The organism is Streptomyces xiaopingdaonensis, assembly GCF_000262345.1.
In the GTDB taxonomy this organism is placed as follows: Bacteria; Actinomycetota; Actinomycetes; order Streptomycetales; family Streptomycetaceae; genus Streptomyces; species Streptomyces xiaopingdaonensis.
On the sequence record NZ_AJTQ01000070.1, the window covers coordinates 1 to 14,636 of the forward strand.

At 70.2% G+C, this 14,636-nt stretch carries 13 protein-coding genes; 8 read left to right on the forward strand and 5 right to left on the reverse strand.

The features are described from left to right. Positions 1-159: 159 nt before the first annotated feature. Together UWG_RS0105815 and UWG_RS0105820 are read right to left on the reverse strand one after the other, a co-directional pair. Positions 160-1,458: a M18 family aminopeptidase gene (locus UWG_RS0105815; protein ID WP_016906261.1), complete on the reverse strand. Its 1,299-nt coding sequence runs from the start codon at positions 1,456-1,458 to the stop codon at positions 160-162. A gap of 164 nt (positions 1,459-1,622) precedes the next feature. Beyond that, entirely contained in the window at positions 1,623-3,446 is a 1,824-nt protein-coding gene (locus UWG_RS0105820; protein ID WP_016906262.1) for an acyl-CoA dehydrogenase, read from the reverse strand. 115 nt (positions 3,447-3,561) lie between these two features. Here UWG_RS0105820 and UWG_RS0105825 point away from each other — a divergent pair, with 115 nt between their 5' ends. Further along, complete coding sequence (locus UWG_RS0105825) at positions 3,562-4,098, forward strand: SseB family protein (protein WP_016906263.1); 537 nt, start codon at positions 3,562-3,564, stop codon at positions 4,096-4,098. Between the two features lie 36 nt (positions 4,099-4,134). On the opposite strand, the gene UWG_RS33320 is transcribed toward UWG_RS0105825, so the two are convergent. Then, a complete protein-coding gene (locus UWG_RS33320) occupies positions 4,135-4,299 on the reverse strand; it encodes a hypothetical protein (protein ID WP_016906264.1) in 165 nt (54 codons plus the stop codon). Further along, entirely contained in the window at positions 4,296-4,511 is a 216-nt protein-coding gene (locus UWG_RS0105835; RefSeq protein WP_016906265.1) for a hypothetical protein, read from the reverse strand. Before UWG_RS0105835 ends, UWG_RS33320 begins: the two co-directional genes overlap by 4 nt. Positions 4,512-4,635: 124 nt before the next feature. On the opposite strand from UWG_RS0105835, the gene UWG_RS0105840 reads away from it, so the two are divergent. The 4 genes from UWG_RS0105840 (at position 4,636) to UWG_RS0105850 (ending at position 8,433) form a co-directional block, all read left to right on the forward strand. Next, positions 4,636-5,454 (forward strand): helix-turn-helix domain-containing protein, encoded by an 819-nt coding sequence (locus tag UWG_RS0105840; protein WP_016906266.1) that lies wholly within the window; start codon positions 4,636-4,638, stop codon positions 5,452-5,454. Continuing rightward, positions 5,451-5,660 (forward strand): DUF397 domain-containing protein, encoded by a 210-nt coding sequence (locus UWG_RS31975; RefSeq protein WP_078495592.1) that lies wholly within the window; start codon positions 5,451-5,453, stop codon positions 5,658-5,660. The genes UWG_RS0105840 and UWG_RS31975 overlap by 4 nt, the downstream gene beginning before the upstream one ends. 118 nt (positions 5,661-5,778) lie before the next feature. Next, a complete protein-coding gene (locus UWG_RS0105845; protein ID WP_016906267.1) occupies positions 5,779-6,738 on the forward strand; it encodes a pirin family protein in 960 nt (319 codons plus the stop codon). Between the two features lie 807 nt (positions 6,739-7,545). Continuing rightward, complete coding sequence (locus UWG_RS0105850) at positions 7,546-8,433, forward strand: CPBP family intramembrane glutamic endopeptidase (protein ID WP_016906268.1); 888 nt, start codon at positions 7,546-7,548, stop codon at positions 8,431-8,433. Positions 8,434-8,684: 251 nt separating this feature from the next. Here the strand turns inward: UWG_RS0105850 and UWG_RS0105855 are convergent, their stop codons facing one another. Beyond that, positions 8,685-11,096 (reverse strand): SpoIIE family protein phosphatase, encoded by a 2,412-nt coding sequence (locus UWG_RS0105855; RefSeq protein ID WP_016906269.1) that lies wholly within the window; start codon positions 11,094-11,096, stop codon positions 8,685-8,687. A 159-nt stretch (positions 11,097-11,255) separates the two neighbouring features. On the opposite strand from UWG_RS0105855, the gene aspS reads away from it, so the two are divergent. The 3 genes from aspS to UWG_RS0105870 all read left to right on the forward strand — a co-directional run bounded on the left by aspS (position 11,256) and on the right by UWG_RS0105870 (position 14,582). Continuing rightward, positions 11,256-13,022 (forward strand): aspartate--tRNA ligase, encoded by a 1,767-nt coding sequence (gene aspS, locus UWG_RS0105860; RefSeq protein WP_029391203.1) that lies wholly within the window; start codon positions 11,256-11,258, stop codon positions 13,020-13,022. A 153-nt stretch (positions 13,023-13,175) separates the two neighbouring features. Beyond that, on the forward strand, positions 13,176-13,763 hold the full coding sequence (locus tag UWG_RS0105865; RefSeq protein ID WP_016906271.1) for a Uma2 family endonuclease: 588 nt from the start codon (positions 13,176-13,178) through the stop codon (positions 13,761-13,763). A gap of 192 nt (positions 13,764-13,955) precedes the next feature. Next, the gene (locus UWG_RS0105870; RefSeq protein ID WP_016906272.1) at positions 13,956-14,582 is read left to right on the forward strand and encodes a hypothetical protein; all 627 of its coding nucleotides are present in this window, start codon (positions 13,956-13,958) and stop codon (positions 14,580-14,582) included. Positions 14,583-14,636 lie beyond the last annotated feature (54 nt).

A 14,636-nucleotide genomic window follows, 5' to 3' on the forward strand; every position in this document is an offset into this window, starting at 1 on the left:
CCCGTCGGGGTGCTCCGACGGGCGTTCAAGTGACCGTGGTGCGGCGGGAGTCGGACGTCGAGCGAGGCGCTCGGACGGCCGTGGGGGCGGCCCGCGCGGTCCGCGGCGTCGCCGGCAACGGCCTCCGTGGAGCCTGGCGTTCGCCCCGCGGGTGCGGCGTCAGCCGGCCGGTGTGAAGAAGGTGGCGAGGCAGGACGCGAGCATCGCCGGGTCCTCGGCGCCGCACAGCTCCCTCGCCGAGTGCATCGAGAGGATCGCCACCCCGACGTCGACGGTGGCGATGCCGTGCCTCGCCGCCGTGATCGGGCCGATCGTGGTGCCGCAGGGCATCGCGTTGTTGGAGACGAAGGACTGCCACGGCACCCCGGCCCGGTCGCAGACCTCGGCGAAGAGGGCGCGTCCCCGACCGTCCGTCGCGTACCGCTGGTTGACGTTGACCTTGAGGATCGGGCCGCCGTTCGGCAGCGGGTGGTGGCCCGGTTCGTGCCGCTCGGCGTAGTTGGGGTGCACGGCGTGCCCGGTGTCGGAGGAGAGGCACCAGGAGCCCGCGAGCGCCCGTGCGACGTCCTCGGCCGTGCCGCCGCGTGCGCGCACCGAGCGCTTCAACACGCCGCCGAGCAGGGGGCCTTCGGCGCCCGTGTCGGCCTGGCTGCCGTTCTCCTCGTGGTCGAAGGCGGCGAGCACCGGCACCGACTGCGGGCTGCCGCCGTCCCCGACGGCCGCGAGCAGCGCGGCGACCCCGGCGTGCACGGAGAGGAGGTTGTCCATCCGCGGCCCCGCGAGCAGTTCGCGGTCCCGGCCGAGATAGGCGGGCGCCTCGACGCTGTGCGCCATCAGGTCCCAGCCGCCGATCTCCTCGGCGGCCACGCCCGACTCGTCCGCGAGGAACCGCAGCAGGTCGCCCTCCTGGGGCTTGCCGAGGCCCCACACGGGCGTCATGTGGCGCTGCCTGTCGAGCTTGAGCCCGTCGTTGACCTGGCGGTCGAGGTGGATGGCGAGCTGCGGTACGCGCAGCAGCGGCCGGTCGACGGAGACGAGCCGCGTGGTGCCGTCACGGAGCGAGAGGCGGCCGGCGAGGCCGAGGTCCCGGTCGAGCCAGCTGTTGAGGAGCGCACCGCCGTAGACCTCCACGGCGACCTGCCGCCACCCCTCGGCACCGGTGTCGGGGATCGGCTTGACGCGCAGGTTGGGCGAGTCGGTGTGCGCTCCCACGATCCGGAACGGCGCGGCGGGCGCCGTCCCCTCCGCGACGTACCAGGCGAGGAGCGCGCCGCCGCGCAGCACGTACTTGCCCCCGGGCGAGGCGTCCCACGCGTCGACCTCGCCGAGCTCGACGAATCCTGCGGCACGCAGCCGTTCCGCGGCGGCTGCCACGGCGTGGTACGGGGAGGGCGAGGCCGCGAGATAGGACGCGAGGTCGTCGGTGTGAACGCGGTCGAACTGGTGGGAAGTGCTCATGCGGGCAAGCCTACGACCGGGCGGTTTCGACGGGGCGGGGGGCGGCACGACGGAGGCCCGCACCCTGCGCGGGGGTGCGGGCCCCTGGACCCGTCGGTGCTCCGGCCCGGAGGGGGAAGCGGCCGGTGCGGAGTTTCAGGTCCGGCTGTTGTCGGTCGGGCGGTTCAGAACGCGGCCTCGTCGAGCTCCATGACGGAGAGGTCGACCTCGTCCGCGATGGCGCGCTCCGCGGCGACGTGCGGCAGCACGGTCCCGGCGAAGAGCTTCGCGGCCTCGATCTTGCCCTGGTAGAACGCCTTGTCCTTGCCGGAGGCGCTGCCGACCTTCTCGGCCGCGACGGCGGCACCGCGCACCAGCAGGTACCCGACGACGACGTCGCCCGCCGCGAGGAGGAACCGCGTGGTGTTGAGGCCGACCTTGTAGATCGACTGGGCGTCCTTCTCGGTGGCGGCGAGGTCGGTGAGCATCGTCCCGACGATCGCCTCCAGTTCGCCGGCGGCCCGGCCCAACTTCTCGCGGGCTCCGGCGAGTTCCTCGCCGCCCCTGCCGTCGGCGAGGAACTTCTTGATCTCCTCGGAGAGGGAGGTGAGCGCCGCGCCCTGGTTGCGGACGACCTTCCGGAAGAAGAAGTCCTGCCCCTGGATCGCGGTGGTGCCCTCGTAGAGGGTGTCGATCTTGGAGTCCCTGACGTACTGCTCGATCGGGTAGTCCTGGAGGAAGCCCGAGCCGCCGAGCGTCTGGAGTGACTGCACGAGCTGCTCGCCTGCCTTCTCCGAGCCGTACCCCTTGACGAGCGGCAGCAGCAGGTCGTTCATGGCGTGCGCGGCCGAGGCGTCCTCGCCTGCCGCCTCCTTCACCGCGATCTCGTCCTGCACGGAGGCGGTGTAGAGCACGAGGGAGCGCATGCCCTCGGCGTACGCCTTCTGCGTGAGCAACGAGCGGCGCACGTCCGGGTGGTGGGTGATGGTGACGCGCGGCGCCGTCTTGCCCGGGTTGGCGAGGTCGGCGCCCTGGACCCGCTCCTTGGCGTACTCCAGCGCGTTGAGGTAGCCGGCGGAGGCGGTGGCGATCGCCTTGGTGCCGACCATCATCCGCGCGAACTCGATGATCTTGAACATCTGGCGGATGCCGTCGTGCTTCTCGCCGAGGAGCCAGCCCTTGGCCGGGCCGTTGGCGCCGAAGGTCATCTCGCAGGTGTTGGAGACCTTCAGGCCCATCTTGTGCTCGACGTTGGTGGCGTAGACGCCGTTGCGCTCGCCGAGCTCGCCGCTGTCCCAGTCGAAGTCGTACTTCGGCACGACGAAGAGGCTCAGGCCCTTGGTGCCCGGGCCGTGGCCCTCCGGGCGGGCGAGGACGAAGTGCACGATGTTCTCGGACATGTCGTGCTCACCGGAGGTGATGAACCGCTTCACGCCCTCGATGTGCCAGGTGCCGTCGGCCTGCTCGACGGCCTTGGCGCGGCCCGCGCCGACGTCCGAGCCCGCGTCCGGCTCGGTGAGCACCATGGTGGAGCCCCACTGCCGCTCCGCCATCAGCTTGGCGATCTTCTTCTGCTCCTCGGTGCCCTCGTCGTGGAGGACGCCGGCGAAGGCCGGGCCGGAGGCGTACATCCACACCGCGGGGTTGGAGCCGAGGATCGTCTCCGCGAACGCCCAGAGCAGGGAGCGCGGCGTCGGGGTGCCGCCGATCTCCTCCGGGATGCCGAGGCGCCACCACTCGGCGTCCATGTACGCCTGGTAGCTCTTCCTGAACGACTCGGGGACGGGGGCCGTGTTGGTCTCCGGGTCGAAGACGGGCGGGGTGCGGTCACCCTCCTCGTACGAGGCGGCCAGCTCGTTCTCGGCGAGGCGGGAGATCTCGCTCAGGATGCTCTTGGCGGTCTCGACGTCCATCTCGGCGAACGGTCCGGTGCCGTACACCGATTCGCGGCCGAGGACCTCGAAGAGGTTGAACTCGATGTCGCGCAGATTCGATTTGTAGTGCCCCATGGCAACGGCTCCGTAAGGCTCGTGCGGTGTGTACAAGATGGACTTCGATGATGCTACCCGCCGGTAATAAGAAGCAACCCCTCGCCGTCCATCTGTGACTCGTTACTCTTTCCGCATGTACGGCTATGACCAGACGGGCTCGACGGGCTACGGCTACGCACCCCCCGGGCAGCAGGGGTACCCGGGCCAGCCGGGCCCGCAGCAGGGCCAGCAGTACATGGGCCAGCCCGACCCCTACGCGCAGCAACACGACGTCTACGCACAGCAACAGGCTCCGCTCTACCCGGAACCGGCGCCGGCCTCCCTCCAGGAGGCGGTCCAGAGCTTCGCCAACGGCGTGCTGCTCGCCGAGGACTTCCAGGCAGTCTTCTCGACCTCGAAGGTCTACTGCCCCCGCGGCGACAACCCCGGCTTCCTCGCGCTCCAGAACAGCCAGCAGCCGGTGATCCCGATGTTCAGCACCCTCAAGGAGCTGCGCAGGTACGCGGGCAAGGAGTCCAAGCACTTCACCATCACGGGCGCCGAGGTCCTCGACCTCCTCCCGCCCGGATACGGCTTCGTCCTCGACATGGAGTCCGCACACCGCGTCGTCTTCGACGCGAAGGCGGTGGAGGAGATGGTCGACTTCGCGATGCGGCGCATGTACGGCTGACGCCTGCGGGGCGAACTCCCTTTGTACGTCGCCTGCTCAGCCGGTGTCCCGGCGGCGCCGTCGCAGATGTGCGAGGTGCTCGCTGATCTCCTCGCCTAGGAGATCGGCTCTGCGGATGAGCGCGGCGAGGCTCTCGGGGTCGTCCGCCTCGGTCCCGTCCGCGTCGCCCTCCGCCTCCTCCTCGGGCCGAGGCGGGGTCACCGCGCTTCGGGCGCGCTGAGCAGCGCCGTCGCCAGCTTCCGCGCCGTACTCGCGTTGCACCGCCCGAGGTCCACGAGCGCCGGCATCCCCGACGGCCACGGCGCGACGTCCACCGTCAGCGAGGGCAACAGCACCCCGGCGTGCGCCAGCGCCCGCGCCAACTCCTCGCGTGCGCACTCGGCTTGGTCCTCCGTGTCACCGATTCCGTGCATCAGCAATTCCTCCTGTGGTGGCGTCTGTACGGAGTTACATGTTGTACTCCGATGGTTACCGTGTGCGCTCGCTCGCAACAGGGGCTGAGAGTTCCAAACCAGGTTGGAAGGTCGGGGGGAGGGCGTGGACGAAGCTGCAAAAGAGGGGCTCGACGGCTTCAAGTGGTTCGGGGAAGAAGTGCGCGCGGCGCGGGTGCACGCGGGAATGACGCAACGGGAGCTTGCCGAAGCGCTCAACTACCAACCGCCGTACGTCAGTAAGGTCGAGAGTGGCGCCCAACTGGGCAGTGAGCAGTTCGCCCGCGGTTGTGACCGCATCTTCAACACGGCAGGGTGGTTCGTCAGGCTGCGCGAGCGAGTAAAAGGGCGGGGCCACCCCGAATGGTTCGAGCCCTACCTGAAGATGGAGGCCCAGGCCGCCAGCATCCTGGACTACAGCACCAACCTGATCATGGGAGTGCTGCAGACGCCGGAGTATGCGTCCGCTGTCTTCCGTGGTGCTCTTCCGCGGTCGTCGGACGAGGAGATCGACGAGCGAGTGCAGGCCCGCAGGCGCCGCCACGAGGTTCTTGACCGGGACACCGCACCCCTGCTCTGGGTCGTGCTGGACGAGTGTTGCCTACGGAGACCGATCGGTGGCTCCGAGGTGATGGAAGCGCAACTCGCACACCTACTGTGTGAGTCGGAGTCGCCACACGTGACGGTCCAGGTCTTGCCGTTCGCATCCGGTGCACCTCCCGCAGCGGAGAGCTTCACACTGCTGACGTTCGCGGACGGGACGTGCATGCTGTACGAAGAAGCTCTCAACGGAGGGCGTTTGATCGATTCGGTTTCCAAAGTTGGTGCGGCGACTGAGACTTATGCACGGTTGCGAGCTGATGCCTGCTCGCCCGAAGAGTCAAAGTTGCTGATCCGACGGGCGAAAGAGGAGCACGCGCGATGAATAGGAAGTCCCCTCTTCCCCCCGGAGAGTGGATCAGGTCGTCGTACAGCAGCGGTAACGGAGGACAGTGCGTCGAGGTGGCTACCGCAGGTTCTCCTGTCCCTGTGCGTGATTCCAAGGAGGTCGGTGGGCCGGTTCTCCTCTTCGGCGCGTTCGGCTGGTCCCGCTTCGTATCCGCCCTCAAACAGGGCGAGTTGAGCGCCTGACCGGCATCGCGACCCCGTGGAGCCCCCGACCACGTCGGGGGCTCCACGCATGTCCGCCCCGCTCGACACAAGTTGAGTGTTCAACTACCTTGGTGGTCGACCCCAGGAGGAGGCCCCCATGCCAGCCATCACCGTGGAGAACCCGCTCAGCCTGCCCCGCGTCGTCGCCACCTCCGAACAGGCCGCCGCCGCACGGCCGGTGAGAGCCGTCACCACGGCGCCGAAGGGGTACGAGGGCGAGGGCTTCCCGGTGCGCAGGGCGTTCGCCGGGATCGACTACCGGCACCTCGACCCGTTCATCATGATGGACCAGATGGGAGAGGTGGAGTACGCGCCCGGCGAGGCGAAGGGCACCCCCTGGCACCCGCACCGCGGCTTCGAGACCGTCACCTACCTCCTCGACGGCACCTTCGTCCACCAGGACTCCGAGGGCGGCGGCGGCACGATCAACGACGGCGACACCCAGTGGATGACGGCCGGGTCCGGGCTCCTCCACATCGAGGCGCCGCCGGAGGAACTCGTCGTCACCGGCGGCCTGTTCCACGGCGTCCAGCTCTGGGTGAACCTCCCCGCCGCCGACAAGATGAAGGACCCGCGCTACCAGGACATCGGCGGCGGCCAGGTCAAGCTCCTCACCACCGCGGACGGCGGCGCGCTCCTCCGCGTCATCGCAGGCGAACTCGACGGCCACGAGGGCCCGGGCGTCACGCACACGCCGATCACGCTGCTCCACGCCACCGTCTCCCCCGGCGCCGAGATCACCGTCCCCTGGCGCCGCGAGTACAACGCGCTCGCGTACGTCCTCGCCGGACGCGGCTCCGTCGGCACCGAGCACCGCCCCGTCCACCTAGGCCAGACCGCCGTCTTCGGCTCCGGCGAGTCGCTCACCGTCCGCGCCGCCGACTCCCAGGACGCGCACACCCCCGACCTGGAGGTCCTCCTCCTCGGCGGCCGCCCGCTCCGCGAACCGATGGCCCACTACGGTCCGTTCGTCATGAACAGCCACGCCGAACTCGCGGCGGCCTTCGAGGACTTCAAGGCGGGACGGCTGGGGCGTGTTCCGGCCACTCGGGTCTGAGACGGTCGACTCCGCTCCGTAGCGCGCGAATGAGCCCCGGCGCCGCAAGGACGGCGCCGGGGCCCTTCCGTGCCGATCCGGAGAACCGGTCGTGAGCGCAACCGAACAGGCGCCGGGCTCTCCCGACCTGCGGTGCGCCGACCACCAGCGGTAACGGCGAGCCCGTTCGAAGAGTGCGGAGGCGTGCTTTCCGGATTCGCCCCCCTTTCGTCTCTTGCTCGCTCACTTGCCGTCCGCCGGTCTCCGGCCCCCGTCGGTGTTGCCACCTCGTCGGAACCGCCGCCCCGTGCGCGTTGCCGGAGCCCGTGTCGTCCTGCGGGTTCCCGCTCTCGGCCATGGCCGGCCACCACTCGCGCGTGTTCGGTCCTCCGGCCGCCATCAACTCGCTTCGTCCCAGGCGCTCTTTCGGCTCCACGTCGGGAGCCGCACTCCTCGACACGGAGCGGACCGCGCGAGGAGAGTCCCGGGGCGGCAGTGCATCCCCCCAACCGGATGCCCAGCACCCGCCTCGCGCCGTTCCGCCGACCGACGTGCGCCAACTCCCCTGCTGAGACCGGTCGTCGAGCCCCGCAGCCGAAGATCCGGGCAAGAGATCCGCGGCAAGGTGTGCGCTTAGAGTCTCACGTCTGATAACGTTCTCGTTGTTGAGAGCGGTGGGAAGCGGAGCCGGTCGATTCCGACCTCCGTGCCCTCGTCGCCGTCTGGCCGGCCCGTCAACTCAACGCCGCTCTCCGGCGGAAGCACGTCCCCCTGTCGGAGACGGGCACACAGACAGCGCACCGCACGTCCACCGAAGGAAGTCCTGGCATGTCCTCTCCCCGCGCGTCGGCCTCCGCCGCACCCACCAGCTACCGCTCCGACCTCGTCCTGTTCATGGCCGTCACCTTCGTCGTGAGCTGGGCCTCCTGGGGAGCGGCGATGGCGATCGGCGGGCCCGCGATGGAGGGTCCGGCGTTCGCGCCCTACCTCTTCGGTGCGTTCGGGCCGTTGGTAGGCGCCCTGGTGATCCGCGTGCGCCGGAAGCGGCGCGGGGAGCCCGTCCCTGCGAAGGCCGTGCGGTTCCGGCGATCGGCGCTGATGTGGTCGCCGCTGCTGCTCGTGGTCGCCTCCGCGACCGTGGTGGTGGGTGTGCTGCTGGCGCACGCGGCGGGCGGTCCGGGGGTGAGCCTGGAGGAGATGGAGAACGTGATCAAGGACAACCCGGCGGGGCCCGCCGCGTTCTTCCTCAACCTGTTCCTGGCGGGGCCGCTCTCCGAGGAGGCCGGCTGGCGGGGTACCGCCCAGCCGAGGATGCGCGCCACGATGGGTCGCTACCGGACCGCCGTGCTCACCGGTGTCATCTGGGCCGTCTGGCACCTGCCGCTCTTCTTCGTCGAGGGCACGGTCCAGAATGAGCTCGGCTTCGACTCGGCGAGCGGCATGCTCTTCTTCGCCAGCTCCATCCCCATGGCCATGCTCGCCACTGCCGCCTACGAGTACGCCGGTGTCGTCGCCTCCATGACCGTCCACTTCGCCGTCAACGCGAGCATGAACCTGCTGAGCGTCATGGAGCCCGAGGCGCAGGCCCTGATCATGGGCCTCCAGGCGCTCGTCGCCGTGGCGCTCCTCGCCTCGATCCGTCCGTCGAAGCAGCAGCCGGCACCGGTCCCGTCCGCCGGGCCCGACCCCCGACTGGACCCCGCGATCCGCCTCTGAGGCCCCGGCGGCATCCCCCTGGCCGCCACGGGAGCGAGGGCCGGTCACCCGCGAAGGGTGACCGGCCCTCGTGCGTGCGTCAACTTCCCTTTTCCAAGAGGCAGTTGACCGGCTCGTCCGGAGCGCCGCGGCCGCGGGCCGCACGGTTCCACGTGAAACCGCGGCACCCGTCGACGCTTCGGCGGGGCTGCCGTGCCGAGGCGGGCCGAGCGGCACCGTGGACACGGCTTCCTCGGCGGGTCAGGCACCCCTCACGCGAGGGCGCCCTCGTCGCTCCACGCCGACGTGAGCGCGTCCCAGTCCGACTCGCCCGAGCCCTCGCTGCCCTCCTCCATCTCGAACCAGACGGTCTTGCCCTCGCCCTTCGGGTCGACGCCCCAGCGGTCCGAGAGGGTGCCGAGCAGCAGCAGGCCGCGTCCCGAGGAGCCCATCTCGCCCGGGTCCTTGCGGTGCGGGAGCTCGTCGCTGGTGTCCATGACCTCGATGCGCAGCAGGCGCTCGCCGCGGCTGCCGCCGATCTGGATGACGACGGTGGCGTCGCCCTCGGTGTGCATGTGCACGTTGGCGAGCACCTCGGAGAGGAGGAGGACGGCCCCCTCGGCCTGCTCCTCGTCGGACCAGTCGTGGAGCAAATTCTCCAGCCTGTGCCGCGCCCCCGAGATCTCCGAGGGGCCCGACTGGGAGACGGTCAGCACGGTGCGGCGTATCCAGTTGCCCGTCGGGCGGACCCGCGAGCGCTCGCGGGCGAGGAGGAGCAGCGCCATGTCGTCGTCGCGCTTCGACGGGGTCCTTCCCGTCGTGCGGTAGGTGGTGGAGGCGGCGCTCACCGGCGTGCCCGCGGAGCCGACGACGCGGCGCAGCAGGGAGTCGGCGAGGTGCTCCAGGTCGTCGGCGCGGCCGGAGCGCCAGGTCTGCTCGAAGACGTCGCGGATACGGTCCCAGCCCGCGTCCATGTCGAGTCCGCCCGTCTCCAGGAGGCCGTCGGTGTAGAGGAGCAGGGTCTCGCCCTCCTCCAGCACCATCCGTGTCGTCTGGTACTCGTTCTCCTTGGCCAGGCCGAGCGGCAGCCCGCCCGCCGTGTGCCGGGGGACGACGAGGCCGTCGGGCATCTGGAGGAGCGGTTCGCAGTGGCCGGCCCTGGCGATGTCGACGGTGCCGGACTCCGGGTCGAGCTCCATGTACAGGCAGGTGGCGAAGCGGCCCTCCGCCGGGTACTCGGCGGGGTGTGCGACGTAGCCGGCGTACGACTCGTCCTCGGGGAGCGAGGTGACGGCGGGCCCCGCCGGCTGGGTCGCCTCGGAGCTGCCGGTGGCGTTCATGCCGTAGAGGAAGCGGGAGGCGCGGTTGAGCACGGCCTCCGGGCTGTGCCCCTCGGCCGCGTAGGCGCGCAGCGCGATCCGCAGTTGGGCCATGACGCTGGCCGCCTGGACGTCGTGTCCCTGGACGTCGCCGATGACGAGGGCGGTGCGGCCGTCGGGGAGCGGGATGACGTCGTACCAGTCGCCGCCGATCTGGATGCCGCCGCCGGTGGGGACGTAGCGGGCCGCGAGGAGTATGCCGTCGATCTCCGGCTCGCTGGCGGGGCGCAGGCTGCGCTGAAGGCCCTCGGTCAACTCCCGCTCCGTCTCCTTCGCCTCGGCGCGGGAGAACGACTGGGCGAGCATCCTCGCCATCTGCATGAGGCTGTTGCGGTCCGCGTGGTCCAGTTCGCCGGGCCGCCCGAAGGCGACGGCCCACACCCCGAGCGCGCGCTCTCCCGCGTCGAGCGGCAGGAACGCCCACGACTGGCGGCGGCCCTGGTCGCGGGCCCCGCTGCGCGGATAGTTCCGGAGGTACTCCTCGTGGCTGCCGAGGTAGACGGGCCTGCGGGTGCGGACGGCCTCCGCGGCGGGGTGGTCCGCGTCGAGCGGGATCTGCCGCCTGCCGGGGACCTCGCCGGGGGAGGAGGCGGCCTCTTCGCTCAACGGGGCGCCGAGGCTTGCCAGTTCGAGCTCGTCGCCGCGGAGGAGGAAGACGCCGAGGTCCTCGAGGGAGCGCCAGGGGAGGTCGAGCGAGGTGGCGATGCGCAGGACGTCGGCGGTGGAGCGGGTGTCGACGAGCGCGTGGCCGGCGTCGAGGAGGAAGCTGTCGCGCTCCTGTGCTGCGGGTCCGTCGGTGCGCTCGGGTGGCTCCGCCGTCTCGTCAGGCGTGTCCGCGTCGCCGGTGGCGGGGCGGTACGTCTCCTGCGCGAGTCCCGCGATGCCGGCGGCGGTGGCCTCGCCCGAGCGGTAGACGGGGCTCATGCGCACGTGGAGGGTGCGGATCGTGACGCCGTTGGGCGTGACGGTGCGCATCCGCGTCTCCTGGGTCGACTCGTAGGCGAGAGCGCGTACGGCCGCCTGCTGGAACCTCAGGTAGTCCGCCGCGTGCATGTGGGAGCGGACCGTGTACTCGGGGACGGTCGTCGCTTCGGGAGCCGAGGGGGAGTCGGTGCCGGACACCTCGGCGCCGCCCGGGTGCCGAGCCTCCTCGCCGAGCGGCCGGTGCGCGGGCGGTGCCTGCGTGGCCTCGAACGGGATCTCCAGCAGCCGGGCGGCCTGGGCGTCGAGGGTCACCTGTCCGGTGTCGCTCTCCCAGTACCAGGTCCCTGTGCCCAGAGCAGCAAGGACTTCCTCGGTGAGCATTGCCCCAATTTATGACGGTCCGAGGATCGGCGGCGACCGGGATTGGGCCAGGGCGGTAGTCTTGTCCGGCGTCCGAAGACGACTCCGGACGGGGATTCCGGGGGGCCGGGACGCGCGCCCCGACGGCCCCCACCACAGCCCAGACGACTTGGATGAATGATGCATCGGTACCGGTCCCACACCTGCGGCGAGCTCCGTGCCTCCGACGTCGGCACCGACGTCCGGCTCAGCGGCTGGCTGCACAATCGCCGGAACCTGGGCGGCATCCTCTTCGTCGATCTGCGCGACCACTACGGCATCACCCAGCTCGTCGTCCGCCCCGAGCAGACGGCCGTCGTCGAGCAGCTGAGCAGCCTCTCCAAGGAGTCGGTGCTGCGGATCGACGGCAGGGTCACCGCGCGCGGTGCGGAGAACGTCAACCCGGAGCTGCCGACCGGGGAGGTGGAGGTCGAGGTCCGCACCGTCGAGGTGCTCGGGGAGGCCGACCAGGTCCCCTTCACCATCAACACCGAGGACGGTGTCAACGAGGAGAAGCGGCTGGAGTACCGCTTCCTCGACCTGCGACGCGAGCGCATGCACCGGAACGTGATGCTCCGGAGCCAGGTCATCGCGATGATCCGGGAAAAGATGGTCGCGCAGGGCTTCCAGGAGATGGCCACCCCGATCCTCTCGGCCACCTCGCCCGAGGGCGCCCGCGACTTCCTCGTCCCCTCGCGGCTGCACGCGGGGAAGTTCTACGCGCTGCCGCAGGCGCCGCAGCAGTTCAAGCAACTGCTGATGGTCGCCGGCTTCGACCGCTACTTCCAGATCGCCCCCTGCTTCCGCGACGAGGACGCGCGCGCCGACCGCTCCCCCGGCGAGTTCTACCAGCTCGACCTGGAGATGAGCTTCGTCGAGCAGGAGGACGTCTTCGCGGTCGTCGAGGTGCTGATGACCGAGGTCTTCCGCGAACTCGGCGACGGCCGCGAGGTCACCTCCCCCTTCCCCCGCATCCCCTTCCGTGAGGCGCTGGAGAAGTACGGCACCGACAAGCCCGACCTGCGGGCGCACCTCGAACTCGTCGACGTCTCCGAGGTGTTCGCCGGCTCCGGCTTCAAGGCGTTCGCCGACAAGCACGTACGCGCCCTGCCCGTGCCCGACACCTCGCACCAGCCGCGGAAGTTCTTCGACCAGCTCGGGGAGTTCGCCGTGGAGCAGGGCGCCAAGGGGCTCGCCTGGGTGCGCGTCGCCGAGGACGGCTCGCTCTCCGGGCCGATCGCCAAGTTCCTCACCGAGGAGGACGTCCTCGCGCTCACCGGCAAGCTCGGTCTGAAGCCGGGGCACGCCGTCTTCTTCGGCGCGGGCGAGCCGGGCGAGGTCGCGCAGATCATGGGCGCGGTCCGGGTGGAAGCCGCGAAGCGCACCGGGCACTTTGAGGAGAACGCCTACCGGTTCTGCTGGATCGTCGACTTCCCGATGTTCGAGAAGGACGAGGAGACGGGCGAGACCGAGTTCTCGCACAACCCGTTCTCGATGCCGCAGGGCGGCCTGGAGGCACTGCGCTCCAAGGACCCGCTCGACATCCTCGCCTGGCAGTACGACATCGTCTGCAACGGCGTCGAACTCTCCTCGGGCGCGATCCGGAACCACGAACCCGAGGTCATGTTCGAGGCGTTCGGCATCGCCGGGTACTCCCGCGAGGAAGTGGAGCGGGACTTCGGCGGCATGCTCCGCGCCTTCCAGTTCGGCGCCCCGCCGCACGGCGGCATCGCGCCCGGCATCGACCGCATCGTGATGCTCCTCGCCGACGAGCCGAACATCCGCGAGACGATCGCCTTCCCGCTCAACGGCAACGCGCAGGACCTCCTGATGGGGGCGCCGAGCGAGGTCGGGGAGTCGCGTTTGAAGGAGCTGCATCTCCAGGTGCGCAAGCCTTCGGTGAAGTAACCACACGAAGGCGGTACGGGGCCCCGGGATCGGAGGATTCCGGGGCTTTGTCGTGTCTATGGTTCGGGCATGGCAGAGCCGTCGGTGGACCGGGTTGTTCCGTGTGCAGGCGCCGTACTGTGGGAGGTACCAGCGATCCCTGAGGAGGCCGTGGTGGGCAGCGCGGAGGAGCGGTCCGGCGTTCTGCGTCAGGACGAGTTCGAGGATCTTGCGCGTCATGCCGCGCAGACCAACAAGGCGCTGCGGCTGGAGCACCTGAACGGAAAGCTGGGGGTGAAGCCGGTGCCCGACGGAGACCACGAGACCATCATCGAGTGGCTTTCGCGCTTGTGCATCCAGGCGCGGACCGACTGGTGGCTGGCGACAGGCATCGGTCTGAGGGTGGAGAAGTATCGCGGAGGCAACGCCCGTCCGGACGGGGTGCTCGCGCCGAGCGGCGCCTTTGCCGGGCAGGGCGAGTGGGCAGAGAGCGAGGGCGTCTTCATGGCCGTGGAGGTCACGTCGTTCGACTCGGACACCAACCGGCGCGACCGCGTCGAGAAGCCCGCCGCCTACGCGGCCGTGAGTATTCCGGTGTACCTGCTCATCGATCGACAGAAGGGCGAGGTGCAGGTGCATTCCGAGCCGGACGGGGGCCGCTACCAGCAGGTGGTCACGGTGCCGTACGGCAAGTCGGTCCATCTCCCCGACCCGGTGGGCTTCGAGCTGGACACCGAGGACCTCAAGAACTGGATCGGCTGAGCCCAACGCAACCTCGTAGACCGTGAGTTGACCTGGGTATTGCACGGGGATTGACGTCCCTTGATTCACGGACGTGAAGCTTCCGAGACCGCAACGTCACATGATCCTCAGTACTCTCCTCGAAACCGGGCGCAACGCGGGGGGACGGTTCTTCGCTATCCGTGCGCGCGGGAACGAGGGGAACCCACGTTGATGCTCCACCGCAGGAAGGCGCTGCTACGCGCCGCTGTGCCCGCTGCTGCTCTCGCGCTCGTCCTCACCGGCTGCGGCTCCGACGACTCGGACGACACGGCCGACGCCAAGCCCAGCGCCCAGGAGGAGAACAAGGAGGCGGCCGACGCCGAGGAGGCGGAGGACGAGGCTCCGAGCGGCCCGCTCACCGTCGGCCAGAAGGCGCCGGGTACCCACGAGTTCGACATGTCGAGCGGCAAGGCGCAACTCGAGATCACCGCTGAGAAGGTCGGCACGGGCAAGAACGCGGACCTGACGGCGGCCGGCCTCCAGGAGTCCGACGTGAAGGGCCAGTACCCGGTCTTCGTCCACTTCACGTACACCGTGAAGTCCGGGTCCGGCCTCAAGGAGCCGGACTTCAACCTCAAGGCCCGCGTCCTCGGCGAGGGCAACAAGCCGGGCAAGAAGCTGATGGCGATCGGCGCCGACCCGATCAAGGGCGGCTGCCCCGAGGAGCGGGACGACGACTTCAAGGTCGGCGACACCAAGACGCTCTGCTCGACCTTCCTCCTCGACGAGGGCACCGACGTCGCGCAGGTGGCGTGGGCCGGCGACGTGCGCGACCCGCTGCTGTGGAACGTGGAGTGAGCGCCGGGCACCGAACCGGCGCGGGGCCCCGACGGTTACGTACCGGCGGGGGCC

Excerpts from the sequence above, each read along its gene's own strand:
- UWG_RS0105815 (WP_016906261.1), bottom strand. The coding sequence starts at position 1,458 with ATGAGCACTTCCCACCAGTTCGACCGCGTTCACACCGACGACCTCGCG.
- UWG_RS0105820 (WP_016906262.1), bottom strand. The coding sequence starts at position 3,446 with ATGGGGCACTACAAATCGAATCTGCGCGACATCGAGTTCAACCTCTTC.
- UWG_RS0105825 (WP_016906263.1), top strand. The coding sequence starts at position 3,562 with ATGTACGGCTATGACCAGACGGGCTCGACGGGCTACGGCTACGCACCC.
- UWG_RS0105835 (WP_016906265.1), bottom strand. The coding sequence starts at position 4,511 with ATGCACGGAATCGGTGACACGGAGGACCAAGCCGAGTGCGCACGCGAG.
- UWG_RS31975 (WP_078495592.1), top strand. The coding sequence starts at position 5,451 with ATGAATAGGAAGTCCCCTCTTCCCCCCGGAGAGTGGATCAGGTCGTCG.
- UWG_RS0105845 (WP_016906267.1), top strand. The coding sequence starts at position 5,779 with ATGCCAGCCATCACCGTGGAGAACCCGCTCAGCCTGCCCCGCGTCGTC.
- UWG_RS0105850 (WP_016906268.1), top strand. The coding sequence starts at position 7,546 with ATGTCCTCTCCCCGCGCGTCGGCCTCCGCCGCACCCACCAGCTACCGC.
- UWG_RS0105855 (WP_016906269.1), bottom strand. The coding sequence starts at position 11,096 with ATGCTCACCGAGGAAGTCCTTGCTGCTCTGGGCACAGGGACCTGGTAC.
- aspS (WP_029391203.1), top strand. The coding sequence starts at position 11,256 with ATGCATCGGTACCGGTCCCACACCTGCGGCGAGCTCCGTGCCTCCGAC.
- UWG_RS0105870 (WP_016906272.1), top strand. The coding sequence starts at position 13,956 with ATGCTCCACCGCAGGAAGGCGCTGCTACGCGCCGCTGTGCCCGCTGCT.